This window comes from Streptomyces sp. NPDC037410, assembly GCF_055602235.1.
In genome coordinates this window covers 37,599-64,547 of sequence record NZ_JBVJWR010000015.1, presented here as the reverse complement: position 1 = coordinate 64,547, position 26,949 = coordinate 37,599, and the positions used below count along the sequence as shown (strand labels likewise).

The 26,949-nt window shown below is 72.6% G+C and carries 23 protein-coding genes and 1 tRNA gene; 15 read left to right on the top strand and 9 right to left on the bottom strand.

Annotated features, from left to right (window positions below):
* Positions 1–108 precede the first annotated feature (108 nt).
* The 3 genes from ACZ7HT_RS24315 (at position 109) to ACZ7HT_RS24305 (ending at position 3,395) form a co-directional block, all read left to right on the top strand.
* The gene (locus ACZ7HT_RS24315) at positions 109–1,566 is read left to right on the top strand and encodes an amino acid permease (protein ID WP_471169480.1); all 1,458 of its coding nucleotides are present in this window, start codon (positions 109–111) and stop codon (positions 1,564–1,566) included.
* Positions 1,567–1,689: 123 nt separating this feature from the next.
* Positions 1,690–2,775, top strand: a complete 1,086-nt coding sequence (locus tag ACZ7HT_RS24310; RefSeq protein ID WP_471169477.1) for an S-(hydroxymethyl)mycothiol dehydrogenase — start codon at positions 1,690–1,692, stop codon at positions 2,773–2,775.
* A complete protein-coding gene (locus ACZ7HT_RS24305) occupies positions 2,775–3,395 on the top strand; it encodes an MBL fold metallo-hydrolase (RefSeq protein ID WP_471169474.1) in 621 nt (206 codons plus the stop codon). Before ACZ7HT_RS24310 ends, ACZ7HT_RS24305 begins: the two co-directional genes overlap by 1 nt.
* Here ACZ7HT_RS24305 and ACZ7HT_RS24300 read toward each other — a convergent pair.
* Both ACZ7HT_RS24300 and ACZ7HT_RS24295 read right to left on the bottom strand, forming a co-directional pair.
* Entirely contained in the window at positions 3,392–4,342 is a 951-nt protein-coding gene (locus ACZ7HT_RS24300) for an RluA family pseudouridine synthase (RefSeq protein ID WP_471169472.1), read from the bottom strand. The genes ACZ7HT_RS24305 and ACZ7HT_RS24300 overlap by 4 nt on opposite strands.
* Before the next feature lie 65 nt (positions 4,343–4,407).
* Positions 4,408–4,495: transfer RNA gene (locus ACZ7HT_RS24295), tRNA-Leu, on the bottom strand.
* Positions 4,496–4,668: 173 nt separating this feature from the next.
* On the opposite strand from ACZ7HT_RS24295, the gene ACZ7HT_RS24290 reads away from it, so the two are divergent.
* The 3 genes from ACZ7HT_RS24290 (at position 4,669) to ACZ7HT_RS24280 (ending at position 7,313) form a co-directional block, all read left to right on the top strand.
* The gene (locus ACZ7HT_RS24290) at positions 4,669–5,994 is read left to right on the top strand and encodes a M20/M25/M40 family metallo-hydrolase (protein ID WP_471169469.1); all 1,326 of its coding nucleotides are present in this window, start codon (positions 4,669–4,671) and stop codon (positions 5,992–5,994) included.
* 138 nt (positions 5,995–6,132) lie between these two features.
* Entirely contained in the window at positions 6,133–6,366 is a 234-nt protein-coding gene (chpH, locus tag ACZ7HT_RS24285) for a chaplin ChpH (protein WP_116161861.1), read from the top strand.
* 140 nt (positions 6,367–6,506) lie between these two features.
* Positions 6,507–7,313, top strand: a complete 807-nt coding sequence (locus ACZ7HT_RS24280) for a chaplin (RefSeq protein ID WP_471169467.1) — start codon at positions 6,507–6,509, stop codon at positions 7,311–7,313.
* 71 nt (positions 7,314–7,384) lie between these two features.
* On the opposite strand, the gene ACZ7HT_RS24275 is transcribed toward ACZ7HT_RS24280, so the two are convergent.
* Positions 7,385–7,573, bottom strand: coding sequence for a DUF5703 family protein (locus tag ACZ7HT_RS24275; RefSeq protein ID WP_265865547.1), 189 nt, complete (start codon positions 7,571–7,573; stop codon positions 7,385–7,387).
* 47 nt (positions 7,574–7,620) lie between these two features.
* On the opposite strand from ACZ7HT_RS24275, the gene ACZ7HT_RS24270 reads away from it, so the two are divergent.
* Complete coding sequence (locus ACZ7HT_RS24270) at positions 7,621–8,280, top strand: hypothetical protein (RefSeq protein WP_471169463.1); 660 nt, start codon at positions 7,621–7,623, stop codon at positions 8,278–8,280.
* Between the two features lie 170 nt (positions 8,281–8,450).
* Here the strand turns inward: ACZ7HT_RS24270 and ACZ7HT_RS24265 are convergent, their stop codons facing one another.
* A complete protein-coding gene (locus tag ACZ7HT_RS24265; protein ID WP_471169460.1) occupies positions 8,451–10,781 on the bottom strand; it encodes a helix-hairpin-helix domain-containing protein in 2,331 nt (776 codons plus the stop codon).
* On the bottom strand, positions 10,778–11,755 hold the full coding sequence (locus ACZ7HT_RS24260; RefSeq protein ID WP_471169457.1) for an aldo/keto reductase: 978 nt from the start codon (positions 11,753–11,755) through the stop codon (positions 10,778–10,780). The genes ACZ7HT_RS24265 and ACZ7HT_RS24260 overlap by 4 nt, the downstream gene beginning before the upstream one ends.
* A 129-nt stretch (positions 11,756–11,884) precedes the next feature.
* On the opposite strand from ACZ7HT_RS24260, the gene ACZ7HT_RS24255 reads away from it, so the two are divergent.
* Entirely contained in the window at positions 11,885–12,934 is a 1,050-nt protein-coding gene (locus tag ACZ7HT_RS24255) for an LLM class F420-dependent oxidoreductase (RefSeq protein WP_471169454.1), read from the top strand.
* Between the two features lie 293 nt (positions 12,935–13,227).
* A complete protein-coding gene (locus ACZ7HT_RS24250) occupies positions 13,228–14,013 on the top strand; it encodes a ferritin-like domain-containing protein (protein WP_471169451.1) in 786 nt (261 codons plus the stop codon).
* A gap of 9 nt (positions 14,014–14,022) precedes the next feature.
* Here the strand turns inward: ACZ7HT_RS24250 and ACZ7HT_RS24245 are convergent, their stop codons facing one another.
* Positions 14,023–15,015, bottom strand: coding sequence for a magnesium and cobalt transport protein CorA (locus ACZ7HT_RS24245; RefSeq protein ID WP_471169448.1), 993 nt, complete (start codon positions 15,013–15,015; stop codon positions 14,023–14,025).
* Between the two features lie 145 nt (positions 15,016–15,160).
* Here ACZ7HT_RS24245 and ACZ7HT_RS24240 point away from each other — a divergent pair, with 145 nt between their 5' ends.
* The 6 genes from ACZ7HT_RS24240 to ACZ7HT_RS24215 all read left to right on the top strand — a co-directional run bounded on the left by ACZ7HT_RS24240 (position 15,161) and on the right by ACZ7HT_RS24215 (position 22,970).
* A complete protein-coding gene (locus ACZ7HT_RS24240; protein WP_471169445.1) occupies positions 15,161–15,850 on the top strand; it encodes a histidine phosphatase family protein in 690 nt (229 codons plus the stop codon).
* A 68-nt stretch (positions 15,851–15,918) separates the two neighbouring features.
* Complete coding sequence (locus ACZ7HT_RS24235) at positions 15,919–16,509, top strand: DUF3090 domain-containing protein (protein ID WP_453514921.1); 591 nt, start codon at positions 15,919–15,921, stop codon at positions 16,507–16,509.
* Entirely contained in the window at positions 16,473–17,309 is an 837-nt protein-coding gene (locus ACZ7HT_RS24230) for an SCO1664 family protein (RefSeq protein ID WP_471169840.1), read from the top strand. Before ACZ7HT_RS24235 ends, ACZ7HT_RS24230 begins: the two co-directional genes overlap by 37 nt.
* A gap of 184 nt (positions 17,310–17,493) precedes the next feature.
* Entirely contained in the window at positions 17,494–18,723 is a 1,230-nt protein-coding gene (gene mshC / locus ACZ7HT_RS24225; protein ID WP_471169440.1) for a cysteine--1-D-myo-inosityl 2-amino-2-deoxy-alpha-D-glucopyranoside ligase, read from the top strand.
* Positions 18,724–18,838: 115 nt separating this feature from the next.
* Positions 18,839–21,895 carry an NPCBM/NEW2 domain-containing protein gene (locus tag ACZ7HT_RS24220; RefSeq protein ID WP_471169437.1) on the top strand — a complete coding sequence of 1,019 codons (3,057 nt, stop codon included), beginning with the start codon at positions 18,839–18,841 and terminating at the stop codon, positions 21,893–21,895.
* Positions 21,896–21,995: 100 nt separating this feature from the next.
* Complete coding sequence (locus ACZ7HT_RS24215; RefSeq protein ID WP_471169434.1) at positions 21,996–22,970, top strand: SMP-30/gluconolactonase/LRE family protein; 975 nt, start codon at positions 21,996–21,998, stop codon at positions 22,968–22,970.
* Positions 22,971–23,014: 44 nt separating this feature from the next.
* On the opposite strand, the gene ACZ7HT_RS24210 is transcribed toward ACZ7HT_RS24215, so the two are convergent.
* From ACZ7HT_RS24210 to ACZ7HT_RS24200, 3 genes are all read right to left on the bottom strand, one after another.
* Complete coding sequence (locus ACZ7HT_RS24210; protein WP_471169431.1) at positions 23,015–24,040, bottom strand: PAC2 family protein; 1,026 nt, start codon at positions 24,038–24,040, stop codon at positions 23,015–23,017.
* 142 nt (positions 24,041–24,182) lie between these two features.
* Positions 24,183–25,244 carry an LLM class flavin-dependent oxidoreductase gene (locus tag ACZ7HT_RS24205; protein ID WP_471169428.1) on the bottom strand — a complete coding sequence of 354 codons (1,062 nt, stop codon included), beginning with the start codon at positions 25,242–25,244 and terminating at the stop codon, positions 24,183–24,185.
* Between the two features lie 100 nt (positions 25,245–25,344).
* Complete coding sequence (locus tag ACZ7HT_RS24200) at positions 25,345–26,949, bottom strand: glycerol-3-phosphate dehydrogenase/oxidase (protein ID WP_471169425.1); 1,605 nt, start codon at positions 26,947–26,949, stop codon at positions 25,345–25,347.

Below are 26,949 nucleotides of genomic sequence, written 5' to 3'. Positions count from 1 at the left end.
CAGATGGCGCCGTTGCCGTGAGGATGTGCGCTGGCCGTGCCGGGGACACCCCCCGTTCGCCGCGGCCAGGCAAGGCACCGCTCCCCCCTCATGAAGGCGAACAACTCCATGACTGACCGCGTCATCGCGGCCGAGCCGCTGTCCGCCGCACCGGCGAACCCGGCCGCCGCCCCCCACGTCGACGCAGGCGACGCCGGATACCGCAAGGACCTCAAGTCCCGGCACATCAACATGATCGCCATCGGCGGCGCGATCGGCACCGGCCTCTTCCTCGGCGCCGGCGGCCGGATGTCCCAGGCGGGTCCGTCCCTCTTCATCGCGTACGCCGTCTGCGGCGTCTTCGCCTTCTTCGTGGTGCGCGCCCTCGGCGAGCTGGTGCTCTACCGCCCCTCCTCCGGCGCCTTCGTCTCCTACGCCCGTGAGTTCATGGGGGAGAAGGGTGCCTACACGGCCGGCTGGCTGTACTTCCTCAACTGGTCGACCACCGCCGTCGCCGACATCACCGCGGCCGCCACCTACGCCCACTTCTGGGCCATGTTCAGCGACATCCCGCAGTGGGTCCTGGCCCTGATCGCCCTCGCGGTCGTCCTCACCGCCAACCTCATCTCCGTGAAGTACTTCGGCGAGATGGAGTTCTGGTTCGCGATCATCAAGGTGGCCGCCCTGGTCGCCTTCATGCTCGTCGGCATCTTCCTCATCGTCACCTCGCACGACGTCGGCGGCCACACCCCGGGCCTCGCCAACATCACCGACAACGGCGGCATCTTCCCCAACGGCATGATGCCGATGCTGCTGCTCATCCAGGGCGTCGTCTTCGCCTACGCCTCCGTCGAGCTCTGCGGCGTCGCCGCCGGCGAGACCGAGAACCCCGAGAAGATCATGCCGAAGGCGATCAACTCGATCATGTGGCGCGTGGGCCTCTTCTACGTCGGCTCCGTGGTCCTGCTCGCGCTGATCCTCCCGTACACCGCCTACTCCGGCGACCAGAGCCCCTTCGTCACCGTCTTCGACAAGCTGGGCATCCCCGGCGCCGCCGGCGTGATGAACCTCGTCGTCCTCACCGCCGCCCTCTCCAGCCTCAACTCGGGCCTCTACTCCACCGGCCGCATCCTGCGCTCCATGTCGCTCTCCGGCTCCGCGCCCAAGTTCACCGGCGTCATGAACAAGGGCGGCGTCCCCTACGGCGGCATCCTGCTCACCGCGGGCTTCGGCGTCGCCGGTGTCCTCCTCAACTACGTCATGCCCGGCGAGGCCTTCGAGCTGGTCCTCAACTTCGCCTCCATCGGCATCATCGGCACCTGGGCCATGATCATGGTCTGCTCGCTGCTCTTCGTGCGCAGCGCCAAGCAGGGCAAGCTCACCCGCCCCGGCTACCAGCTGCCCTGGGCCCCGTACACCCAGATCGTGACCATCGGCTTCCTCGCGGCCGTCCTCGTCCTGATGTGGATGGACGGCGGCATCAGCCGCACCACCGTCAACTGCCTGCCGCTCATCGCGGCGGCCCTCGTCGGCGGCTGGTTCCTCGTCCGCCGCCGGGTCCGCGCCACCGCCGCGGCCCAGGACTGAGACTCCCCCCACGGGAGACGGCGAGACCCCCACAGGCACGGCCTGCGGGGGTCTCGCCTTTTGTCAGGAGATAGTGGTACGCAAGAGCCTTACAAGATCCGTTGAAGGGAAGGGAAGTCCGCGATGCCGCAGCACGTCCAGGGAGTCATCGCCCCCGGCAGGAACGAACCGGTACGCGTCGAGACCATCGTGATCCCCGACCCCGGCCCCGGCGAGGCCGTCGTCAAGATCCAGGCCTGCGGAGTCTGCCACACCGATCTCCACTACAAACAGGGCGCGATCAACGACGAGTTCCCCTTCCTGCTCGGCCACGAGGCCGCCGGAATCGTCGAGTCCGTCGGCGAGGGCGTCACCGACGTCGCCCCGGGCGACTTCGTGATCCTCAACTGGCGCGCCGTCTGCGGCACCTGCCGCGCCTGCACCCGCGGCCGCCCCTGGTACTGCTTCGCCACCCACAACGCGAAGCAGAAGATGACCCTGCTCGACGGCACTGAGCTCTCCCCGGCCCTCGGCATCGGCGCCTTCGCCGAGAAGACCCTCGTCGCCGCCGGCCAGTGCACCAAGGTCGACCCCTCCGTCGCCCCCGAGGTCGCGGGCCTCCTCGGCTGCGGCGTGATGGCCGGCATCGGCGCCGCGATCAACACCGGGAACGTCGGCCGCGGCGACACCGTCGCCGTCATCGGCTGCGGCGGCGTCGGCGACGCGGCCGTCGTCGGCTCCCGCCTCGCCGGAGCCGCGAAGATCATCGCCGTCGACATCGACGACCGGAAGCTGGACAAGGCCCGCGAGATGGGCGCCACCCACACGGTCAACTCCCGCACCTCCGACGCCGTCGAGGCGATCCGCGAGCTCACCGGCGGCTTCGGCGCCGACGTCGTCATCGAGGCCGTCGGCCGCCCGGAGACGTACGAGCAGGCCTTCTACGCCCGCGACCTCGCCGGCACCGTCGTCCTCGTCGGCGTCCCCAGCCCCGAGATGAAGCTGGAGCTCCCCCTCCTCGACGTCTTCGGCCGCGGCGGCTCGCTCAAGTCCTCCTGGTACGGCGACTGCCTGCCGTCCCGCGACTTCCCCATGCTCATCGACCTGCACCAGCAGGGCCGCATCGACCTCGCCGCCTTCGTCACCGAGACCATCGGCCTCGGCGACGTCGAGAAGGCCTTCGCCCGCATGCACGAGGGCGACGTCCTGCGCTCGGTGGTGGTCCTCTGATGGCCGCCCGCATCGACCACCTCGTCACCTCGGGCACCTTCAGCCTCGACGGCGGCACCTGGGACGTCGACAACAACGTCTGGATCGTCGGCGACGACACCGAGGCCATCGTCATCGACGCCGCCCACGACGCCGACGCGATCCTCGCCGCGCTCGACGGCCGCGCCCTGCGCGCCATCGTCTGCACCCACGCCCACGACGACCACATCGACGCCGCCCCGGCCCTCGCGGCCGCCACCGGCGCCCGGATCCTGCTCCACCCGGCCGACCAGCCGCTGTGGAAGCTCACCCACCCCGACCACAGCCCGGACGGCGAGCTCGCCGACGGCCAGGTCCTCACCATCGCCGGCACGGACCTCACGGTCCTGCACACCCCGGGCCACGCCCCCGGAGCGGTCTGCCTCTACGCCCCCGAGCTCGGCACCGTCTTCTCCGGCGACACCCTCTTCCAGGGCGGCCCCGGCGCGACCGGCCGGTCCTACTCGGACTTCCCGACGATCGTCGGCTCGATCCGCGAGAGGCTCCTCACCCTGCCGCCGGAGACGGTCGTCCGCACCGGCCACGGCGACACCACCACGATCGGCGCGGAGGCCCCGCACCTGGAGGAATGGCTGCGTTAGATATGCGGCTCCGCCGCGTGGCAGGGACCACTGAGAGCCAGCCGGCTCTCGAAGCGCAGCTCGTCACCCGTGAACGGGTCGGTGAACTCCAGCGTCCGCGCGAGCAGTCGCAGCGGACGCGAGAAGTCCTCCGGCCCGTCCTCGCGGACCACGGGATAGACCGGATCGTCGAGGATCGGCAGCCCCAGGCCGTTCATGTGCACCCGCAGCTGATGGGTCCGCCCCGTCACGGGCACGAGCCGGTACCGACCGAGCCCTCCCGCGTGCCCGATCAGCTCGATCCGGCTCTCGGCGTTCGGCTCGCCCGGCACCTCCCGGGCGGCCATCACCCCGCGCTCCTTCTCGATCCGGCTCCGCACCGTCACCGGCAGCGCGACGGCCGGGTCGTGCGGCGCCACCGCCTCGTACTCCTTGCGCACCACCCGGTCCCGGAACAGCGTCTGGTACGCCCCCCGGTCCTCCGGCCGTACGACGAACAGCACGAGCCCCGCCGTCAGCCGGTCGAGCCGGTGCGCGGGCTGGAGGCGCGCAAGCCCCAGGTCACGCCGGAGCCGGGCGAGCGCCGTCTCGGTGACGTGCCGCCCCCGGGGCATGGTGGCCAGGAAGTGCGGCTTGTCCACGACCACGATCCGCTCGTCCCGGTGCACGATCCCGATTTCGAAGGGCACGGGCGTCTCGGCGGGAAAGTCCCGGTGGAACCAGAGGTAGCGCCCCGCGGCATACGGCTCGTCCGCCCCGGCCGCCCGGCCGTCGGCGCCCACGAACCGCCCCTCGCGCAGCATCGTCCGCACCCGCTCGGCGCCCACGGCCCCCGCGTACCGCTCGACGAGATGCTCCCCGACGGTCGCCCAGACCCCCTCGGGGTCCTCGGGCAGCCGCACCCGCACCGGATCGATCCCCGCCCGCTGGGGGAGCGGCGCCTCCGGCGTCTTCCTTCTGCGTCCCACGCGTCCTACCGCCGTAACAGCCGTGACATAACGAGAAAGACCCCACAAGATGTGGGGTCTTTCGCTGGTGTCCGAGGGGGGACTTGAACCCCCACGCCCGATAAAGGGCACTAGCACCTCAAGCTAGCGCGTCTGCCATTCCGCCACCCGGACAGGTGATGTCGTCTTCCGGGCTTCTGTGCCCTTCCGACGAGGAAAACCATAGCAAACATTCGAGGTGGTCGATCACCACCCCCGGGCCGGTGGCAGGCCTTGGGCGGGACGCGGTCCTGGGGCGAGGATGGGAGCGACCACCAGTCATGGGGCACGTAGTGGGAGGAAGCAACGTGAGCGAGTCGAACACCGGCCGGGGCGTCACGGGCGAGGACGAGGTCGTCGACCTGTGCCGGGACCTGATCCGCATCGACACCAGCAACTACGGCGACCACTCGGGACCGGGAGAGCGGGCGGCGGCCGAGTACGTCGCCGAGAAGCTCGCGGAGGTCGGTCTCGAGCCGAAGATCATCGAGTCGCACAAGGGACGGGCCTCCACCGTCGCCCGGATCGAGGGCGAGGACCCGTCGCGCCCGGCCCTGCTCATCCACGGCCACACCGACGTCGTCCCGGCCAACGCCGAGGACTGGACCCACCACCCCTTCTCCGGCGAGATCGCCGACGGCTGCGTCTGGGGCCGCGGCGCCGTCGACATGAAGGACATGGACGCGATGACCCTCGCGGTCGTCCGCGACCGGCTGCGCAGCGGCCGCAAGCCCCCGCGCGACATCGTCCTCGCCTTCCTCGCCGACGAGGAGGCCGGCGGCACCTACGGCGCCCGGCACCTGGTCGACGGGCACCGCGACCTCTTCGACGGGGTCACGGAGGCGATCGGCGAGGTCGGCGGCTTCTCCTTCACCGTCAACGAGAACCTGCGGCTCTACCTGGTCGAGACGGCCCAGAAGGGCATGCACTGGATGCGGCTGACCGTCGAGGGCACGGCCGGCCACGGCTCCATGACCAACGACGACAACGCCATCACGGAGCTCTGCGAGGCCGTGGGCCGCCTCGGCCGCCACCAGTGGCCGGTGAGGGTCACCAAGACCGTACGGAGCTTCCTCGACGAGCTCTCGGACGCGCTCGGCACCCCGCTCGACCCCGAGGACATGGACGGCACCCTCGCCAAGCTCGGCGGCATCGCCAAGATGGTCGGCGCCACCCTCCGCAACTCGGCCGCCCCGACGATGCTCGGCGCCGGCTACAAGGTGAACGTCATCCCCGGCCAGGCCACCGCGCACGTCGACGGCCGCTTCCTGCCCGGCTACGAGCAGGAGTTCCTGGCCGACCTCGACCGGATCCTCGGCCCCCGCGTGAAGCGCGAGGACGTGCACGGCGACAAGGCCCTGGAGACCAGCTTCGACGGCGCCCTGGTCGACGCCATGCAGCTGGCGCTGCGCGCCGAGGATCCGATCGCCCGCGCCGTGCCGTACATGCTGTCCGGCGGCACCGACGCCAAGTCCTTCGACGACCTCGGCATCCGCTGCTTCGGCTTCGCGCCGCTCCAGCTGCCGCCGGAGCTCGACTTCGCCGGCATGTTCCACGGCGTGGACGAGCGGGTCCCGGTGGACGGCCTGAAGTTCGGCGTCCGCGTCCTGGACCGGTTCATCGACGCCTGCTGAGGAACCCGGGATTCGTCCACCCGTTTGCATGTGACCGGAAAGAGTGAATGCCCTCGGGGGCTCGTAGCCCCCACCATTCCCCCTCGTTACAGGTGATGCGGTCCGCGGCTGGGACCGCATTGTCAACTAGGAGGAATAATGATCAAGAAGGTCGTCGCCGCTGCGGCTGCCACCGGCGGTCTCGTTCTCGCGGGCGCGGGCATGGCCGCTGCCGACGCGGGTGCCCAGGGTGCCGCCATCGGTTCCCCCGGCGTGCTCTCGGGCAACGTCGTCCAGGTGCCGGTTCACGTCCCCGTGAACGTGTGCGGCAACACGGTCTCCGTGATCGGCCTGCTGAACCCCGCCTTCGGCAACACCTGCGTCAACGCCTGACGTTGTGCCTCGCCCCGTGAGGGTGTGAGCCGGTCCGGCCCCGGAGTGCGTGCCATGCACTCCGGGGCCGGTGGCCATTTCCGCCCCGGGCCGTCTGCCCGGTGGCACTCTTTCGAAGCCGAGCAGGCAGGGAACAAGCTATGCGACAGGTCACGCGCAAGGGCCTCATCACCGTCGCGGCCGCCGGAGGCGTTTTCGCCGCCGTCGGCGGCGGATATGCGCACGCCGATTCCGGCGCGTACGGCACGGCCACGAATTCCCCGGGCGTCGCGTCCGGGAATTCCGTCCAGGTCCCGGTGCACGCACCGGTGAACGCCTGCGGAAACACCGTCAACGTCATCGGGCTGCTCAATCCGTCCTTCGGCAACCGGTGCGCCAACTCCTCCGGGTCGAGCGGCGGCTCCTCCGCCGGCGGCCACACGAGCAACTCTCCCGGCGTGGGCTCCGGCAACACCGTCGAGGTGCCGGTCGACGCCCCGGTGAACGTGTGCGGCAACAGCGTCACGGGCGTCGGCCTGGGCAACGCCGTCATGGGCAACGACTGCGCGAACGGCGGTGGGGACACGGGGTACGGGGAGGAGACCCCTGGTACGCCCGGTACGCCTGGTACTCCGGGTACGCCCGGCACTCCGGGGACCCCTGGTACGCCGGGCACCCCCGGTACACCTGGGACCCCTGGTACGCCCGGCACTCCCGGTACGCCCGGCCACCCGGGTACCCCTGGGACTCCCGGTACCCCCGGCACTCCGGGTACGCCCGGCACTCCCGGCACTCCGGGGAACGAAGGCGGGCACAACACTCCCGGTACCCAGGTCGTCACTCCGCCGCGTGCCGTCGAGGAGCTCGCCGAGACCGGCTCCGGTCCGCTCGGCGTGATCGTCCCCGCCGGCGCCGGGATGCTGCTCGCCGGCTCGCTGATCTACCGCCGCGCCCGCAACGCCGCCTGAGCCGCCGCGCTCACGACCACGCACAGGGGCCCCGCACACCGCGGGGCCCCTTCTCGATGTTTCGGTCCTCGCTACCAGGTCGCCCGGATCTGGCGGATGATCCGCCGCTTCAGCCGCACTCTGCGGCTGCCGTCCCGGCGCAGGCTCAGACGGTCCAACTCCCAGTGTCCGTACTCGGCATGGTCGGTCAGGAGCCGCGTCGTCTCCTTGCGGGAGACGCCGCGCGGCACGTACACGTCGACAAATTCGTATTCCGGCATCGCATCTATTGTGCGGGCACCGGCCCGGTACGGATAGCGTCTGTCCCATGTCTGATGCTGCGCAGCCGACCGCTGCCGAGGTACGTGCCGCCGCCGAGGCGGTCAAGACCGCACTGGACCGTCACCTCGCGGCGGTGGAACGCCGCACGGGAGACGACGACACGGCCGTCTACGAGGCCTTCAACGCCCTCGCCTCGGCGGCCGAGGCGTACGACGAACTCCTCTACGACCGCTACGACGAGGTCACCCCCTTCGAGATCCCGGGAGCCGACGGCAACCTGCCGCCCTACGCCGGACCTGACGAACCTCACGCCCTCAGCCTCCTGATCCGCCGGGACTACGCGGTGGCCGAACCGCAACGGCTGCTCGCCCAGGCCCGCCGCGTCGCCGAGCTCGACGACGACGCGGACACCCGCGCGGTCGCCAAGGCCGGCGTCTCGCCGCTCGCCGCGCTCGGCGTGCTCTTCGGCGAGTACGAACCGGACGAGATCGCCTCCCGGCACAAGGAGTTCGGCCTGGAGGAGGGGGACTCCACGCTCTGGGTCACCGCCGCCGAGGAGCTCCCGGAGCCGGGGGAGTGGTTGGCCGCGCCCTTCGACCACGCCGACCCCGAGCGGATCGTCTGCCGCTTCGACGTCAGCTCCGTCTTCGACGAGGAGGACGAGGACGAGCCCGCGGACGCGGGAGCCCCCGGCGCGGACGCCTGACTGGACGCGCTTCCGGTCGCCTGACGGGAGAGGCTTCCCGGACGCCTGACGGGAGGGGCTTCCCGGACGCCTGACCGGACGCGCTTCCGGTCGCCCGTCCGGACGCGAGAGGGCCGGGGCGCCGCACGTGGTGCCCCCGGCTCTCCGTCGTCGTTCCCGGCCCGCCCCGCTTACTCCTCGCCGGCGGCCAGCAGGCCCTCCAGGAGCGGCCGCAGGCGTGTCGTACGCTCCGGGGCCACGCCCTCGGCCACCGCGCGGGCCAGCGCCTGGTCCACACCGTGCACGACCGACAGATGGCGCTCCGCCCGGCCGAAGGCCGTGTACACCCACGACCGGCTCAGGCCGCCCGCGGCGTCCCCGGGCAGCACCACGACCACCGCGGGCCAGCGCGTCCCGGCCGCCTGGTGCGCGGTGAGCGCCCAGCCGTGCCGCAGTGCCGACTCCACTCGCTCCTTCGGTACGAGGACGTCCGCGTCCCCGCACCGCAGCCGCAGGCCCTCGGCGTCGGCCCCCAGGACCGTCCCCGTCACCGTGCGCCCCGGCACGGGCGCGTACGCCACCCGGTCGCCGGGGTCGTAGCCGCCGAAGCGGCCCGGTCCGGGGTTGAGCCGCTCCTTCAGGGCGGCGTTCAGCGCGCGCGTACCGGCGGAGCCGCCGTGGCCGACCGTGACGACCTGCGTCTGCTCGGACGGCACCCCGATCGCCCGGGGCACCGAGTCCGCCACCAGCTGGACCGTACGGTGCACGGCCTCGCCCGCGTCCCGCACCGGGACGATCACGACCTCCTTGCCGGGGGCCTCGACCTGGTTCAGCTCGCCGACGCCGATCCCCGACACCAGCTCGCCGAGCGGGCCCGGGTCCGGGACGCGGGAGGCGATCCGGGGGCACACCCGGGCCGCGAGCACGTCTGCGAAGACCCGGCCCGCGCCCGGCGCGCCGAGCACCTCCGGGTCGCCGCTCAGGACGAGCCGGCAGCCGTCCGGCAGCGACTCCACGAGCATCGCGCCGGCCTCCACGTCCAGCTGCGGCGCGTCGAGGACCACGAGCAGGTCGAGGGCGAGGGCGCCGTCCTCGTCCCGGCCGGGACCGGCCGCGCCGGACAGCAGCGCGGCGACCGTCACGGCCTCGGCCCCGGCGGCGCCGAGCGCGCGGCGCCCGCCGTCCGCGTGGACGGCCACCAGCGTGCGCAGCCCGCGCTCCCGGGCCGCGGCGGCGAGCGCCACCGGCTCGGCACGGGAGGCCTCGCCGCCGGTGTGCAGGACGAGGCCGTGCGCCCCGGCGGCGCGCTCGAGCTCGCCGCCCTCCCAGGCGTCGGCCTCCGCCGTCCTGACGAGGCGGGCGAGACCGTCCGCGAGGCTCTCCTCCGCGAGCGCGTACCGGTCGAGCCCGATCAGCACGGGCGCGGCGGGCTCCTGTTCCTGCTCCTGCTTCTCGGAGGACTCGCCCTCGGACTCCTCCTCCTCGGACTCCTCCTGTGCCGTCTCCTCCTCCTGGAAGACGAGGACCGCGCCCTCGGAGACCGCCGTCTCGACGGCCTGCTCCGGATCGGGCACCGCGTGTCCGGCGAGTCCGGCGCGTACCGCCTGGATCTCCAGGGCCGTGTGCCCCTGGAGGGCGGCCCGCTCCAGGAGCCACACGGTCAGGGCGACCGCGCGGCGCGGATCGCCGGGACCGCACGCGGGGCCGAGCAGGGCCCGCGCGAAGCCGTCGGCCTGCTCCGGACGGACCCCGGGCACCGCGAGCAGCTGCCACGGGTCCGCGCGCAGTGCGGCGGCCGCGCCCTCGCCGAGGACGGCGGCGGCCTGGTCGGCCAGCGCCTCGGGGGCGCCGCCCTGGGCGAGGACCTCGCGGACGGCGGCCGTGGTGCCGGGCGCCGGAGCCGCCGGCCGCTCGGGTGCGGGGGGCCGCACGGTCATCGGCGGGGCCGTCTCGGCGGCGGGGCGGCGGGGGGCGGGCTCGGGTGCCTCGTAGAAGGTGCTGCCGGATGCGGCGCCGCCCTCGACGGCCCGGACGGCGGCGAGGAGATCGGCCGCGGTGCCGCTCAGCTTGGTGCCGCCGACCACCGGACCGCCCTTGTCGGCCTTCCGCGCCTCGATCTTCGCCCGCAGCTCCCGCTGCGCGGCGAGCTCGGCCTGCGCGTCACTCACCTCGGCCGCAGCCTCGCCGGCGGCCGCGGCCTCGTCGGCGGAACCAGCCTCGCCGACGGAACCAGCCTCGTCGCCGGCACCGGCCTGCTCGGCGGAGCCGGACGCGTCGCCGCTGCCGGCCTCTTCTCCGGAGCCCGGCTCGTCCCCGGCGCGGGTTTCCTCGGCGGAGCCGGACCCGTCGCCGGCACCGGCCTCTTCGGACGCCCCCGACTCCTCACGGGCGCCCGGCTCCTCACCCGTACCCGGGTCCTCGGTCTTCTCCGGCTCTGCGGCCGTACCCGGCTCCTCGGCCGTCCCCGGCCGGTCGGCGGGGTCCACGGCCTCGGGCGCGGTCTCCCCGGAAGGCTCGGTCACAAGGTGCTCCAGTCGTGATCCGGATAGCGGTGCACGGGCGCCGACACATCGTCCAGCGCCCGACAGATCTCGTCAGGAAGACTAAGCGCCTCCACTGACAACGCGGCCGTGAGCTGCCGCGCCGTGCGCGCGCCGACGATCGGGGCCGTCACTCCGGGGCGGTCGCGCACCCACGCGAGGGCGACGTGCAGCGGGGTGGACGCCAGGCCGTCCGCCGCCGTCGTCACCGCGTCCACGATCCGGCTCGCCGCCTCGTCCAGGTACGGCTCCACGAAGGGCGCCATCGTCTCCGATGCGCCCCGCGAGTCCGACGGCGTGCCGCTGCGGTACTTGCCCGTCAGGACCCCGCGCCCCAGCGGGGACGAGGGCAGCAGGCCTATGCCGAGGTCCATCGCGGCCGGCAGCACCTCCCGCTCGATGCCCCGCTGGAGCAGCGAGTACTCGAGCTGGGCGCCCGCGAGCCGGGTCCGGTCGCCGCCGAGCTGCCAGGTGCCCGCCTTGGCGAGCTGCCAGCCGCAGAAGTTCGCCACGCCCGCGTACCGCGCCCGACCGCTGCGTACGGCGATGTCGAGGGCCTGGAGCGACTCCTCGAGCGGCGTGTGCGGGTCGAAGGCGTGCAGTTGCCACAGGTCCACGTGGTCGGTGCCCAGGCGGGCGAGGGAGGCGTCGAGCGCGGCGAGCAGGTGCCCGCGCGAGCCGTCCGTGCGCCGGTCCGGGTCCGGGACGCTGCCGGCCTTGGTCGACAGGACGAGGTCCTGCCGGGGCACCAGACGCTCCATCAGGCGCCCGAGCAGATACTCCGCCTCGCCCCCGCCGTACACGTCGGCGGTGTCCACGAGCGTGCCGCCCGCGTCCCAGAACGCCTTCAACTGCTCGGCGGCGTCGTGCTCGTCGGTGTCCCGGCCCCACGTGAGGGTGCCGAGTCCGATGCGCGACACGCGCAGGCCGGTACGTCCGAGATGCCTCTGCTCCATGGGCGCGAGAGTACTGGCCAGGGCACCACGCGGAGAGAGCCTGTGGACAACCACGTCCTGACGGATGGCTCGCACGCGCGCTAGAGTCCCGCCCACAGAGACGTTACCGATGGGTAAGGGGTGCGTGGAATGCGGCTCGGCATCAACCTCGGCTACTGGGGCGCCGGCATGGACGGCGACAATCTCGCCGTCGCCCAGGAGGCGGACCGCCTCGGCTACGACGTCTGCTGGGCCGCCGAGGCCTACGGCTCCGACGCCCCCACCGTCCTCGCCTGGGTGGCGGCGAAGACGGAGCGGATCGACGTCGGCTCCGCGATCATGCAGATCCCGGCCCGCCAGCCCGCCATGACGGCGATGACGGCGGCCACCCTCGACTCGCTCACCGGCGGCCGCTTCCGCCTCGGCCTCGGCGTCTCCGGACCGCAGGTCTCCGAGGGCTGGTACGGCGTGAAGTTCGACAAGCCGCTCGCCCGGACCCGCGAGTACGTCGAGATCGTCCGCAAGGCCATGACCCGCGAGCGGCTCAGCTACGACGGCGAGCACTGGACGCTGCCGCTCCCCGGCGGCCCCGGCAAGCCCATCAAGCTCACCGTCCACCCGCAGCGCGAGCACATCCCGCTGTACATCGCCGCGATCGGGCCGAAGAACCTGGAGCAGACCGGCGAGATCGCCGACGGCGCCCTGCTGATCTTCCCCTCCGCCGAGCACCTGGAGGAGACCGCGCTGCGGCATCTGCGCGCGGGCCGCGAGAAGGCCGGCCTGACGCTGGACGGCTTCGACGTCTGCCCCACCCTGCCGCTCGCCCTAGGCGACGACGTGACCGCGCTCGCCGACGTGTTCCGCCCGTACACCGCGCTGTACGTCGGCGGCATGGGCAGCCGGAAGCAGAACTTCTACAACCAGCTCGCGCAGCGCATGGGGTACGAGAAGGAGGCCGCCGAGATCCAGGACAAGTACCTGGCGGGCGACAAGGCCGGGGCCGCGGCCGCCGTCCCCCACTCCCTGATCGACCAGACGACGCTGCTCGGCTCCGTCGAGCGGATCGCCGAGCGGATGACGGCCTACGCGGAGGCGGGGGTCACCACCCTCACCCTCGCCCCGGCCGGCTTCACCCTGGACGAGCGCCTCGCGGCGCTGCGGGCGGGCGTCGAGGCGATGGAGCACGCGGGCCTGGCGTAACACTCCGGGCGTGGCGCCAGACCCGGCGGACGGAGTCCGGCGCGGGCGGTCGAAGCCCGCGAGGCCCCCAGGGGCCGAGCGGTGCGAGAGCGCCGTCAGAGAAGAGACCCGCGGCCGTGGTGGGGGCTCGGGGGTCTTCCCCGCCACGGCCGTCACGCAGCACAACGCGCCGGCGGGCCCCCGGTTACGCCCCGGGGTCTCACTCTTTCGGCCGACCCTCCGTGCCCTCCTGTTGCCCGATGTTCCGGACCGCATTTGACTCGTTCTCCTGGGGGCGTACGGAGGTGGCGGCGATGCTCACGGCCAAAGGCCTGTTCCAGGAAATCATCGACAACGACGAGTCCTTCCGGCTCTTCTGTTCCATCGCCGCGAGCGGCGAGTCCCAGGGCGGCTGGGAGAACGCCCGGATCGCGGCCCTCGTCGCACCCGGCATGCGCGCCCTCGCGCCCAAGATCGCCCGGCACGGCGCCGACGAGGACAAGCACGGCCGGATCTTCAACGCGTTGATGAGGAAGCGCGGCCTCGAACCCGTCCCCGTGCCGCCCGACACCGACTACACGATGCTGCTCGAACAGCGCGGCATCGGCCTCGCGCACGAGAAGCTCCGCGCCGACCGGCCGCTGACCGAGGAGGACGTGGTCGTCTACCTCGCCCACAGCCGGGTCACCGAGGAGCGCGCCGCCGACCAGATGCAGCTGCTCGTGAGGTACTTCGGCGACGATCCGGAGCTCGGCAAGGCGATCCGGATGATCTGCAACGACGAGGACAACCACCTCGCCTACTGCCACGAGGAACTGCTCCGGCTCGCCGGCCAGGGCCACGGCAGGCTCATCCAGCGGACCCTGCGCGAGTCCGCCCTCGCCGAGATCCGGGTCTACCGCGACGTCAGCCTCGCCGTGATGCGCCACATGGGCCGCATCCTGAAGTGGCCGAAGCCCAAGGCGACCGTCCTCGCCGCCGGGATCCACGCCGTGTACGTGTACGAGCGGGCCGCCGGCTGGCACCGGATGGTCGACCTGCGGATGCCCGAGCGGCTGAACGCCCTCGGCGGCCCCGCTACCCCCGCGCCCGCCTTCTGAGACCTCGGCTCACAGCCAGCCGCGCCGCTTGAACACCCGGTACAGCGTGACGACGATGCCCGCCATCAGGACGATGACCGCCGGGTACGAGCCGACCCACCGCAGCTCCGGCATGTGCTCGAAGTTCATCCCGTAGATCCCCGCGACCATCGTGGGGACCGCGGCCATGGCCGCCCAGGCCGAGATCTTCCGCATGTCGTCGTTCTGCCGGACGCCCATCTGCGCGAGATGCGCCGACAGCATGTCGGACAGCAGCCGGTCGAGGCCCTCCACCTGTTCGTTGGAGCGCAGCAGATGGTCGTTGACGTCACGGAAGAACGGCTGCGAGCGCTCGCTGACGAACGGGAGGGACCCGGACGTCAGCCGGGCCATCGGCCCGGCCAGCGGGCCGCTTGCCCGCCGGAACTCCAGGACCTGCCGCTTCGCCGTGTAGATCCGCTCCGCGGTGTTGGACGGATTGCCGCCGCTGGGCGCGAAGACGTCCGCCTCCAGCTCCTCCAGGTCGACCTGGAGCTCGGCCGCCACGTCGAGGTAGTGGTCCACGATCGCGTCGCTCACCGCGTACAGCACCGACGTCGGCCCGTGCTTCAGGACCTCCGGGTCGGCCTCCAGGCGCCGGCGGACCTCCGCGAGCGGCGCGCCCTCGCCGTGCCGGACGGTCACGACGAACGAGTCGCCCATGAACAGCATCAGCTCGCCCGAGGACACCCGGTCGCTCTCCGGCTCGTACACGACCGGCTTGAGCACCACGAAGAGCGAGTCGTCGTAGACCTCCAGCTTGGGCCGCTGATGGGCCTTCAAGGCGTCCTCGACGGCCAGCGGGTGCAGCGCGAACTCCGACGTGACATGGTCGAACTCCGCCTCCGAGGGCTCGTGCAGCCCCACCCACAGGAACGCGTCCCCCGTCGCCCGCGCCTCCGCCAGGGCGTCGGAGAGGTCGGCGGGTCCGTCCGTACGGTGCCCGTCCCGGTAGATGGCTGAGTCCACGATCACCCGGCGCATTCTGCCCCGGAACGCCCCCACCACGCACGCGCGTGCGGAACACGGGGGCGGCGGACACCGGCACGCGCGCGCCGTACCCGGACCCGGCGGGCACGATGCCCGCGCGCCCGCCCTCTCCGTGCCCGCACCGCCTAGGCTGGCCCGCATGGCCACGCTGATCCTCGTCCGGCACGGACGTTCCACCGCCAACACCTCCGGGGTCCTCGCCGGGCGCATGCCCGGGATCGCGCTCGACGAGCGCGGGGCCGCGCAGGCCGCCGCACTGCCCGGGCGCCTCGCGGACGTGCCGCTCGCCGCGGCCGTCACCAGCCCGCTCCAGCGCTGCCGCGAGACCCTGCGGCCCCTCCTCGACGCCCGCCCCGGCCTCCCGCTGCACGTCGAGGACCGGATCAGCGAGTGCGACTACGGCGACTGGTCGGGCCGCAAGCTCGCGGAGCTCAACGACGAGCCGCTGATGGAGATCGTCCAGGCGCACGCCTCCGCCGCCGCCTTCCCCGGCGGCGAGTCGATGCGCGCCATGCAGAACCGCGCCGTCGAGGCCGTCCGCGACTGGAACGCCCGGATCGAGGCCGAGCACGGCGAGGACGCCACGTACCTCATGTGCTCCCACGGGGACATCGTGAAGGCGATCGTCGCCGACGCCCTCGGGCTCCACCTCGACCTCTTCCAGCGCATCCACGCCGACCCCTGCTCGGTCACCGCGATCCGCTACACGCGCCTGCGTCCCTTCCTCCTCCGCCTCGGCGACACCGGGGACTTCGCCGGCTTCGCGCCCCGCGAGCACCCCGGCGGCAGCGGGGCCGCGGAGGTGGGTGGCGGTGCGGGCGCACCGTGATCCGCTCGCGCAGTAGGGTGGACGCGCCGCTGTAGTACGACTGTCGAGACTCAAGGGAGCCGGGAAACGTGTCCCGTCAGGTGTTCCTCTACGACCCACCGGAGCGTTTCGTGGCCGGCACGGTCGGGCTGCCTGGCCGCCGTACCTTCTTCCTCCAGGCGTCCGCCGCCGGCCGGGTCACCAGCGTCGCCCTGGAGAAGACCCAGGTCGCGGCCCTCGCCGAGCGCATGGACGAACTCCTCGACGAGGTCGTCCGCCGCACCGGGGGCAACGCGCCCGTGCCCGCCGTCGCCCCCGCGGAGATCGCGGACACCGCCCCCCTCGACGTGCCCGTCGAGGAGGAGTTCAGGGTCGGCACCATGGCCCTCGCCTGGGACGGCGAGGAGCAGCGCATGATCGTCGAGGCGCAGGCACTCGTCGAGCTCGACGCGGATTCCGAGGAGGACCTCGCCGAGGCCGAGGAGCGGCTGCTCCAGGACGAGGAGAACGGCCCGCCGATGCTCCGGGTCCGCCTCAGCGGCGCCCAGGCCCGGGCCTTCGCCAAGCGCGCCCTGGACGTCGTCAACGCCGGCCGGCCGCCGTGCCCGCTGTGCAGCCTGCCGCTCGACCCCGAGGGGCACGTCTGCCCGCGCCAGAACGGATACCGCCGCGGAGCATGAGCAGCCCCGAGAGCCCGCGCGACACGGAGCTGCTCGCGCGCGGTGAGCTGACCGTGCGCGGACAGATCCGCGAGGCGTCCAACGCCGTGCTGTACTGCTCCGTCGCCCACGAGGGCCGGGAAGCCGCCTGCGTCTACAAGCCGGTCGCGGGGGAGCAGCCCCTGTGGGACTTCCCCGACGGCACCCTGGCCCAGCGCGAGGTCGCCGCGTACGAGATCTCCGAGGCCACCGGCTGGGGCCTGGTCCCGCCGACCGTGCTCCGCGACGGTCCGTACGGGGAGGGCATGGTCCAGCTGTGGATCGAGGCCGACCCCGGGGCGCGGCTCCTGGCGCTCACCGAGGACGAGGAGGCGGGCGAGGGCTGGAAGGCCGTGGGGCCCGCGCAGATCGACGAGGAGCGCACCGCGCTCCTCGTCCACGCGGACACCCCGGAGCTGCGCCGGCTCGCCGTGCTGGACGCCGTCATCAACAACGGCGACCGCAAGGGCGGCCATCTGCTGCCGGCCCCGGGCGGGCGGCTCTACGGCATCGACCACGGGGTGACCTTCCACGTCGAGGACAAGCTGCGCACCCTGCTGTGGGGCTGGGCGGGCGAGGAGCTGCCCGCCGACGCGGCCGGCGTGCTCGACGCGCTCGGCCGGTCCCTGGCGCCGGGAGAGCCGCTCGCCACCCGACTGGCGGAACTCCTGACCGGAGCCGAGGTCGAGGCCGTACGCGCCCGCGTGGAGGCGCTCCGCACCACGGGCCGTCACCCGGAACCCTCGGGCCGGTGGCCCGCGATCCCCTGGCCACCCGTCTGAGATCCCGGTCACATCGGCGATCGTCCCGGTCACACCCGTGACCGAACGGTTTCGGCCACAGTCCCGGCGGGGCCTGGACCCCTCGGGGGTATGCACGCACGCCTCCGACCCGCAAGAGCGCCTAATCGGTCAAGATCCCGGATCCGGTTCGTATCCGGAACACCTGTCCGGTTACGCTCGGGTCATGCATGCCTGGCCCGCTTCTGAGGTCCCCGCCCTTCCCGGCAAGGGCCGCGACCTCCGGATCCACGACACCGCGACCGGTGGACGAGTGACCCTCGCCCCCGGCCCCGTCGCCCGTATCTACGTCTGCGGCATCACGCCGTACGACGCGACCCACATGGGTCACGCGGCGACCTACAACGCGTTCGACCTCGTTCAGCGCGTGTGGCTCGACACCAAGCGGCAGGTGCACTACGTCCAGAACGTGACGGACGTGGACGACCCGCTCCTGGAGCGCGCGATCCGCGACGGCATCGACTGGGTCGGCCTCGCCGAGCGCGAGACCGCCCTGTTCCGCGAGGACATGACCGCCCTGCGGATGCTGCCCCCGCAGCACTACATCGGCGCGGTCGAGGCCATACCGGGCATCATCCCGCTCGTCGAGCGGCTGCGTGACTCCGGCGCCGCCTACGAGCTGGACGGCGACATCTACTTCTCCGTCGAGGCCGACCCGCACTTCGGCGAGGTGTCGCACTACGACACCGAGCTGATGCGCCACCTCTCCGCCGAGCGCGGCGGAGACCCGGACCGCCCGGGCAAGAAGAACCCGCTCGACCCGATGCTCTGGATGGCCGCCCGCGAGGGCGAGCCGAGCTGGGACGGCGGCAGCCTCGGCCCCGGCCGCCCCGGCTGGCACATCGAGTGCGTCGCCATCGCCCTGGACCACCTCGGCATGGGCTTCGACGTGCAGGGCGGCGGCTCCGACCTGATCTTCCCGCACCACGAGATGGGCGCCTCCCACGCCCAGGCACTCACGGGCGAGTTCCCCATGGCCAAGGCGTACGTCCACGCCGGCATGGTCGCCCTGCACGGCGAGAAGATGTCGAAGTCCAAGGGCAACCTGGTCTTCGTCTCCCGGCTCCGCCGCGACGGCGTCGACCCGGCCGCGATCCGGCTCGCGCTGCTCTCGCACCGCTACCGCGACGACTGGGAGTGGACCGACCAGGTCCTGGAGACGGCCGTGGAGCGGCTCGGCCGCTGGCGCGCCGCCGTCTCGCGTCCCGACGGCCCGTCGGCCGACGCGCTCGTCGAGGAGCTCCGCGAGGCGCTCTCCGACGACCTGGACACGCCCACCGCGCTCGCCGCGGTCGACCGCTGGGCCGCGCTCCAGACGGCCGAGGGCGGCACGGACGAGTCCGCCCCCGGACTCGTCTCGCGCGCGGTCGACGCCCTCCTGGGCGTCGCCCTGTAGCACCCTCCGGGGAGCAACTTCCTTTTGTGCAACCGCCCTTGGACTTCCCGACGAAGTCCGGGGGCGGTTCCTTTTTGTCCTGTCGCGATGCTCGAATCTGCGCTAAAGAAGCCCCATGCAATCATCAATGCGCATGAGAGCAGCAGTCGCCGGTGCACTCCTCGGGTTCGTCGCCACCCTCGCGGGACCCGGTGCCACCGCCACGGCCGAGCCGTCCGACACCACCGTCGGCGACGTCACGGGCTTCGCCGCCGACGGGGCCGCCTACCGGCTGACCGCCGGCCACACGGAGGCCCGCGTCTCCTTCGTCACCGCCGACACCTTCCGCATCGAACTCGCCCCCGACGGCAAGTTCACCGACCCCACCGGCAGCGACATCACGCTGCCCCAGGGCCCGCCCCCGGCCACCCGCTGGCGCGACCTCGGCGACCGGTACGAACTCGCCACCGACAAGGTGACCCTGCGCGCCACCAAGTCACCCCTGCGCTTCTCGGCCGTACGCGCCGACGGCACCCCGCTCTGGACCGAGACCCAGGGCCTCACCTGGAACCAGGACCGCACCGTCCAGACCCTCGCCCGCGGCGCCGGCGAGCAGTTCTACGGCGCAGGCATGCAGAACGGCCGCGGCAACACCTCCCACCGCGGCAAGACCGTCGAGGTCGGCGTCGACTACAACTGGAACGACGGCGGCCACCCCAACTCCGTCCCCTTCTACCTCTCCTCCGCCGGCTACGGCGTCTACCGCAACACCTACGCCCCCAACACGTACGTGTTCGGCGAGCCCGTCACCACCACCGCCCGCGAACAGCGCTTCGACGCCTACTACTTCGCCGGCGACGGGAAGGACGCCCTCAAGGACGTCATCGGCGAGTACACCCGGCTCACCGGCAAGCCCTTCATGCCGCCCGTGTACGGCCTGGAGATCGGCGACTCCGACTGCTACCTGCACAACGCCAACCGCGGCGAACGCCACACCCTCGACGCCCTGAAGGTCGCCGACGGCTACGTCGCGCACGACATGCCCAACGGCTGGATGCTCGTCAACGACGGCTACGGCTGCGGCTACGAGAACCTCGCCGAGACCACCGCAGGCCTCGGGACGCGGAACATGAAGCTCGGCCTGTGGACCGAAGACGGCATCGACAAGCTCGCCGACCAGGTCAAGGCCGGCCAGCGGGTCGCCAAACTCGACGTCGCCTGGGTCGGCGACGGCTACAAGTTCGCCCTCGACGGCTGCAAGGACGCCCACGCCGGCATCGAGGCCAACAGCGACGCCCGCGGCTTCACCTGGGCCCCCGAGAGCTGGTCCGGCGCCCAGCGCTGCGGCGTCCAGTGGTCCGGCGACCAGTCCGGCAGCTGGGAGTACATCCGCTGGCAGATCCCCACCTACGCGGGCGCGTCCATGTCCGGACTCGCCTACACCACCGGTGACGTCGACGGCATCTTCGGCGGCAGCGCCAAGACCTACACCCGCGACCTCCAGTGGAAGATGTTCCTGCCCGTCACCATGACCATGGACGGCTGGGCGGCCAACGACAAGCAGCCCTTCCGGTACGGGGAGCCGTACACGTCCGTCAACCGCGCCTCGCTCAAGCTCCACGAGGCCCTGCTCCCGTACATCTACAGCCACGCCTACCGGGCCACGAAGACCGGCGTCGGCCTCGCCCGGCCGCTCGCCCTGGAATACCCGGACGACCCGAAGGCCGCGACCGAGGCCGCGACGTACGAGTTCCTCAGCGGCGAGGACTTCCTCGTCGCGCCCGTCTACCGGGACGCGGTGGAGCGCGACGGTATCTATCTGCCCAAGGGCACCTGGATCGACTACTGGAGCGGGCGCGTCTACCAGGGCCCGCTCACCCTCGACCACTACAGTGCTCCGCTCGACACCCTGCCCCTCTTCGTACGCGCCGGGGCGGCCGTCCCCATGTGGCCCGGCTCCGTCCGCTCCTACCAGGACCGCGCCCCCGGCGACCCGATCGCCTGGGACGTCTACCCGAAGGGCAGCTCCTCCTTCGAGCTGTACGAGGACGACGGCGTCACCCGCGAGCACCGCACCGGCAGGTACGCCACCCAGCGCGCCGACGTCGGCGCACCGGAGGCCGGCCCCGGCGACGTCACCGTCCGCGTCGGCGCCAGCGCCGGAACGTACACCGGGAAGCCCGCCGCCCGGCCGTACGCCTTCACCGTCCACACCGGCGACGCCCCCGACGCCGTGAAGCTCGACGGGCGCCCGCTGCCCGCCCTCACCTCCCGCGCCGCCTTCGACGCGGCCGACCGGGGCTGGTGGTACGACCGCGACGAGCGCGGGGGAGTGGTCCGGGTCAAGACCGCCGCCCTGTCCACCGACCGCGCCTTCGAGCTGCGGCTGACCGAGACCAGCGCCGTCGGCGGGGCCGTCCCCGGCGCCTCCGCCGCCCTCGCCGCCCCCACCGGGCAGGAGCTCGGCGCCGGCACGCCCGGCACCGTCGCCGTGGACGTCACCGCAGGCACCCGGGACGCCACCGACGTACGGGTCTCCCTGGACGCCCCGGCGGGCTGGCAGGTCACCCCGGCCGCCCCGATCGCCCGCGTCCCGGCCGGCACCACCCGCCGGGTCGAGGTCGCCGTCACCCCGGCGGCGGACGCGAAGCCCGGCGAGGCCACCCTCACCGCGACCGCCCGCCACCGCGCCGCGGGCACCGACCGCACGGCCGTCCAGCGGTTCGCGGTCGGCGTGATGCCCCCGCCGCCGACCGCCGACGCCTGGGCGAGCGACCTCGTGTGGCTGCGCGCGACCAACGGCTGGGGACCGCCCGAACGCGACCGCTCCAACGGCGAGTCCGGCACCGCCGACGGCCACACCCTCACCCTGGCCGGGCAGACCTACGCGAAGGGCGTCGGCGCCCACGCCGACTCCGACATCGAGGTCTACCTCGGCGGCCGCTGCACCACCTTCACCGCCGACGTCGGCATCGACGACGAGATCAACGGCTACGGGGACGTGGCCTTCTCCGTCGAGGCCGACGGCCGGGTCCTGTGGACCTCGCCCCGGCTCACCGGGGCCTCCGCGACCCTGCCCGTGAACGTCGACGTGACCGGCGCCCGGCACGTCCGACTGAAGATCACGGACACCAACGGGTCGAAGAGCGGCGACCACGGCGACTGGGCGGCGGCCAGGTTCGGCTGCGCCTGACGCCCCCCGGCGGTCCAGGATTCGGTCAACCGCCTTGTCGGAGCCTCCTGTTGTGATGGGGTGAGGGTGTCCATCGACCGGTTGTACGAAAGGGCACTCAGTGCAGCAACACCTCGCACGCAGAGGATTCCTGGGAGCCGTCGCCGCCCTCGGCGCGGCGGCTCTCACCGCTCCCCTCACCGAGGGCACGGCGCACGCGGCCGGACCCGGCGGGACCTGGCCCACCGGGTTACCCCTCCCGAGGGGCTTCCAGCCCGAGGGCGTCGCGATCGGGCACAGCCCGTACGCCTACTTCGGCTCGCTCGCCGACGGCGCCGTGTACCGGGCCTCCCTGGCCACCGGCGAGGGCCGGATCATCCACCCGGGGCTCGGCGCCGGCCGCAGCACCGTCGGGCTCAAGATCGACCGCGCCGAGCGGCGGCTCTTCCTCGCCGGCGGCTGGAGCCGGGAGATCCGCGTCGTCGACGCCCGCTCCGGCGCCCTGCTGCGCCACTTCACCGGGCTCGGCGCGGACACCACCATGGTCAACGACGTGATCCTGACGCCCGGCGCGGCCTGGTTCACGGACTCCTTCCAGCCGCAGCTCTACCGGCTCGCCCTCGACCGCACCGGCGAGCCCGCGGACGAGCTGACGGTCCTCCCGCTCGGCGGCGACTGGACGCAGGGCCCCGACTTCACCGCCAACGGCATCGAGCGGACCCCCGACGGGCGGGCGCTGCTCGTGGTGAACGTCTTCCAGGACGGCGGCTCGCTCCTGCGGGTCGACCCGCGCACCGGCACCGCCCGGGCACTCGACCTCGGTGGCCTGGAGATCCCGTACGGGGACGGGCTGCTGCTCCTCGGCCGCGATCTGTACATCGTCCAGCAGGCGATCAACCAGATCGACGTGGTCCGGCTCGACGCGGCCGGGACGCGCGGCACCGCGATCGCCCGGATCACCGACCCCGAGCGGTTCCGCGTCCCGACCACCGCGGCCGTCTGGGGCGACCGGATCTACCTGCCCAACGCCCGCTTCGGTCTGGACCCGGACCCGGCGGTGGCGGACTACGACGTGGTGTCCGTACCCCGGGTCTGAAACGCCGTACGGGAGGGGCGGCCGCGCCACCCCTCCCGTACCGGCTACTCCTGGGACTCGCCCTCGTCGCCGTCGTCGCCCTCCGTGTCGCCTTCGGCGGAGTCGGACGGCGGCTCCGTCCCCGGCACCGACTCCGGGCCCGGCTGCTCCGGCTTCGGCGGGCGCGTCCGGCCGCTCCCCGGGTCCCTCAGGAACTCGCCGCCCTCGGTCGCGACCCCCGGGCCCGTCCCCGGCTCGCGCCGCCGCAGATACCGCTCGAACTCGCGGGCGATCGCCTCGCCCGAGGCCTCCGGCAGCTCCGCCGTGTCCCGCGCCTCCTCCAGGGTCTGCACGTACTCGGCGACCTCGCTGTCCTCGGCGGCCAGCTGGTCCACGCCCACCTGCCAGGCCCGCGCGTCCTCGGGCAGCTCGCCCAGCGGGATGCGCAGACCGATCAGGTCCTCCAGGCGGTTGAGGAGCGCCAGCGTCGCCTTGGGGTTCGGCGGCTGCGACACGTAGTGCGGCACCGCCGCCCACAGGCTCACCGCCGGCACGCCCGCGTGCGTGCACGCCTCCTGGAGGATGCCCACGATGCCCGTCGGGCCCTCGTACCGGGTCTCCTCCAGATCCATCGTCCGCGCCAGGTCCGGATCCGAGGTCACCCCGCTGACCGGGACCGGCCGGGTGTGCGGGGTGTCCCCGAGCAGCGCGCCCAGGATCACGACCATCTCCACGCCCAGCTCGTGCGCGAAGGCGAGCAGCTCGTTGCAGAAGGAGCGCCAGCGCATCGAGGGCTCGATCCCGCGCACGAGAACCAGGTCGCGGGGCTTGTCCCCGCCGACCCGGACCACGGAGAGCCGGGTCGTCGGCCAGGTGATCTTCCGGACGCCGTTGTCCAGGAAGACGGTGGGCCGGTTGACCTGGAAGTCGTAGTAGTCCTCTGCGTCGAGCGCAGCGAAGACCTCGCCCTTCCATTCCCGGTCCAGGTGGGCGACCGCGGTGGAGGCGGCGTCGCCGGCGTCGTTCCAGCCCTCGAACGCGGCCACCATGACCGGGTCGATCAGCTCGGGTACCCCCTCGAGCTCGATCACCCAGCGCCTCCTTATTCGAAGTTCCTGTCGTACGGCCCCACCTTACGGCTTTCCGGCGGGCCGCCCGCAGCCCCGGGACGTCCCCGAAAACCCGTGCGGCCTTGATCGACTACCCAGGAACTCGCCTCCGCACACGGCGGAGTCACTCCGCCCAGAGCGTGCTCGGCGCCTCCCTCCGCACCACGGGCGCGATCTCCTCGGCGAAGCGCTGGAGCGTCTCGGTCTGCTCGGCCGTCGACTGGCCGAAGGTGTCGACCGTGACGGACTGCAGGTCGTGCCCGTAGTGCGCGTGCCAGCCGAGGATCTTGTCGATGATCTGCTGCGGCGAGCCGATCAGCTGGGGTCCGTCCGCGATGGCGTCCTCGATCGTGCGGAACGGGGTGTTGTACCCGGCCTTGCCCTCCAGGTGCGGCTTGAAGCTCTGCCGCACCTTCGCCTCGTACAGCTCCTTGTACCGGGCGACCGCCCGCTCGGAGGTGTCGGCGATGAGCAGCCCGCCGGAACCGGCCGCCACGCGCGCGTGGGCCGGATCGTGCCCGTACTCCTCGAACTTCTCGCGGTAGTGGGCGATGAGTCGCGCGTACGCCTCGCGCGGCTGGATCGCGTTGGCGGTGAAGAGCGGATCGCCGTGCCTCGCCGCGAGCTCGGGGGAGTGGAGGCTGGTGGCCGAGCCGTGCCAGATCCGGGGCGGACCGGCGTACGGCCTCGGGATCGTGGTCACGTTCTTCAGCGGCGGCCGGAACTCGCCCTCCCAGTCGACGCCTTCCTCCGTCCAGAGCCGGCGAAGGAGCTCGTACTTCTCCTTCTGGAGGTCCCACTGCCGTTCCTCGTCCAGGCCGAAGAGGTCGAAGTGACCGGCCTCCGCGCCCTTGCCGACGACGAGTTCGAGCCGGCCCCGGGAGAGCTGGTCGAGCGTCGCGTAGTCCTCGGCGACCCGGACGGGGTCGAGGATCGCGACCACCGTGACACCGGTGAGCAGCCTGATCCGGCGGGTGCGGGCGGCCAGCGCGGCAAGCAGCACGGTCGGGGAGGAGGAGAGGAACGCGCCCGCGTGCCGTTCGCCGACCGCGTACGCGTCGAAGCCGAGGTGTTCCGCGGTCTCGCCGAGGGTGACGACCTGCTCCAACCGGTCGGCGGCGGACAGCAGTTCGCCGGTGAGGGGGTGCGGGGAGTGGTGGACGATCGAGAGCACCTGAAACTTCATGACCCCACTCTGCGCGCCGGGTGTTGCGGGGGTGTGGCGGGCGCATGGCACGCCTCAGGGGCGGCCCCTCGAAGAGGAACCGCCCCTGAGAGCACGGGAGTTACTTCCGCAGCATCGACTCGACGTCGGCGCGGATCTCGTCCGTCGCGAGGCCGCGGATGGTCAGCGTCGTGCGGCGGCGCAGCACGTCGTCCGCCGTCTCGGCCCACTCGTGGTCGCGGGCGTAGGCGACCTGCGCCCAGATCTCCGGGGCGTCCGGGTGGATCCGGCGGGCAAGGTCCGGGTTCTCGTTCGCCATCCGGGCGATGTCGAAGGAGAGCGAGCCGTAGTGCGTGGCCAGGTGCTTGGCGGTGTCGGCGGCCATCCGGGGGCCGGGCGCCGGGCCGTCGACGAGCAGCCGGTGGGCGACCGCGTTCGGGTTGGCTATGCCGGGCAGCGGCAGCCGCTTCGGCAGCGCCGACACCGGCTCGTAGTCCTCGCCGAGCGGGCGGCCGGGCAGCTGCTCCAGCTTCTTCATGACCGTGCGGCCGATGTGGCGGAAGGTCGTCCACTTGCCGCCGGCCACCGACAGCATGCCGCCGCGGCCCTCGGTGACGACCGTCTCGCGCTTGGCCTTGGAAGTGTCGCCGGGACCGCCCGGGAGCACCCGCAGACCGGCGAAGGAGTACGTGATCAGGTCGCGGGAGAGCTGCTGGTCGCGGATGGAGAAGGCGGCCTCGTCCAGGATCTGGGCGGTGTCCTTCTCGGTGACCTCGACCTGGCCGGGGTCGCCCTCGTACTCCTCGTCGGTGGTGCCGAGGAGCAGCATGTCCTCCCAGGGGAGGGCGAAGGTGATGCGGTACTTGTCGATCGGGGTGGCCAGTGCGGCCTTCCACGGGGAGGTCCGCTTGAGGACCAGGTGCGCGCCCTTGGAGAGGCGGATGGAGGGGGCCGCGTTCGGATCCTCCATCTTGCGCAGGTGGTCGACCCACGGGCCGGTCGCATTCAGCACGAGACGGGCGTCGACGCCGAACTCGTCGCCGGTGGTGCGGTCCTTCAGCTCCGCTCCGGTGACCCGGCCGCGGGTGAAGCGGAGCCCGGTGACCTCGGCGTGGTTGAGGACGGTGGCACCGGCGTCGACGGCGGCGCGGACGGTCATGAGGGCCATCCGGGCGTCGTTCATCTGGTCGTCGCCGTAGACGGCGACGGCCTTCAGGTTGTCGGTGCGCAGCTCCGGCACGTCCTGGGCGGCCTTGGCGGGGGAGAGCAGGTGCCCGACGCCGTCGCCGAAGGCCGAGAGGGCGCTGTAGGCGAAGACACCGGCGCCGAGCTTGGCCGCGCCGTGCGGGCCGCCCTTGTAGACGGGCAGGTAGAAGGTGAGCGGGTTGGCGAGGTGCGGTGCCACCTGGCGGGAGACCGCACGCCGCTCGAAGTGGTTCTCCGCCACCAGCTTCACCGCGCCGGTCTGCAGGTAGCGCAGGCCGCCGTGGAGCAGCTTGGAGGAGGCGGAGGAGGTGGCGCCGGCGAAGTCGCCGGCGTCCACCAGGGCCACCCGCAGGCCTGACTGCGCGGCGTGCCAGGCGGTGGAGATGCCCAGGATGCCGCCGCCGATCACCAGGAGGTCGTACGTCGCCTTGGAAAGCTGTTCCCGGGTCTCGGCGCGGCTCGGCAGGGAACCGGCAGCCGGGTGCGTCCCGAGGGCGGGGACGCTCTGCAGGGTGGTCAT

Coding starts and splice junctions, on each gene's coding strand:
- ACZ7HT_RS24315 (WP_471169480.1), top strand. CDS start 109: ATGACTGACCGCGTCATCGCGGCCGAGCCGCTGTCCGCCGCACCGGCG.
- ACZ7HT_RS24310 (WP_471169477.1), top strand. CDS start 1,690: ATGCCGCAGCACGTCCAGGGAGTCATCGCCCCCGGCAGGAACGAACCG.
- ACZ7HT_RS24305 (WP_471169474.1), top strand. CDS start 2,775: ATGGCCGCCCGCATCGACCACCTCGTCACCTCGGGCACCTTCAGCCTC.
- chpH (WP_116161861.1), top strand. CDS start 6,133: ATGATCAAGAAGGTCGTCGCCGCTGCGGCTGCCACCGGCGGTCTCGTT.
- ACZ7HT_RS24280 (WP_471169467.1), top strand. CDS start 6,507: ATGCGACAGGTCACGCGCAAGGGCCTCATCACCGTCGCGGCCGCCGGA.
- ACZ7HT_RS24275 (WP_265865547.1), bottom strand. CDS start 7,573: ATGCCGGAATACGAATTTGTCGACGTGTACGTGCCGCGCGGCGTCTCC.
- ACZ7HT_RS24270 (WP_471169463.1), top strand. CDS start 7,621: ATGTCTGATGCTGCGCAGCCGACCGCTGCCGAGGTACGTGCCGCCGCC.
- ACZ7HT_RS24260 (WP_471169457.1), bottom strand. CDS start 11,755: ATGGAGCAGAGGCATCTCGGACGTACCGGCCTGCGCGTGTCGCGCATC.
- ACZ7HT_RS24255 (WP_471169454.1), top strand. CDS start 11,885: ATGCGGCTCGGCATCAACCTCGGCTACTGGGGCGCCGGCATGGACGGC.
- ACZ7HT_RS24250 (WP_471169451.1), top strand. CDS start 13,228: ATGCTCACGGCCAAAGGCCTGTTCCAGGAAATCATCGACAACGACGAG.
- ACZ7HT_RS24245 (WP_471169448.1), bottom strand. CDS start 15,015: ATGCGCCGGGTGATCGTGGACTCAGCCATCTACCGGGACGGGCACCGT.
- ACZ7HT_RS24240 (WP_471169445.1), top strand. CDS start 15,161: ATGGCCACGCTGATCCTCGTCCGGCACGGACGTTCCACCGCCAACACC.
- mshC (WP_471169440.1), top strand. CDS start 17,494: ATGCATGCCTGGCCCGCTTCTGAGGTCCCCGCCCTTCCCGGCAAGGGC.
- ACZ7HT_RS24220 (WP_471169437.1), top strand. CDS start 18,839: ATGCAATCATCAATGCGCATGAGAGCAGCAGTCGCCGGTGCACTCCTC.
- ACZ7HT_RS24205 (WP_471169428.1), bottom strand. CDS start 25,244: ATGAAGTTTCAGGTGCTCTCGATCGTCCACCACTCCCCGCACCCCCTC.
- ACZ7HT_RS24200 (WP_471169425.1), bottom strand. CDS start 26,949: ATGACCACCCTGCAGAGCGTCCCCGCCCTCGGGACGCACCCGGCTGCC.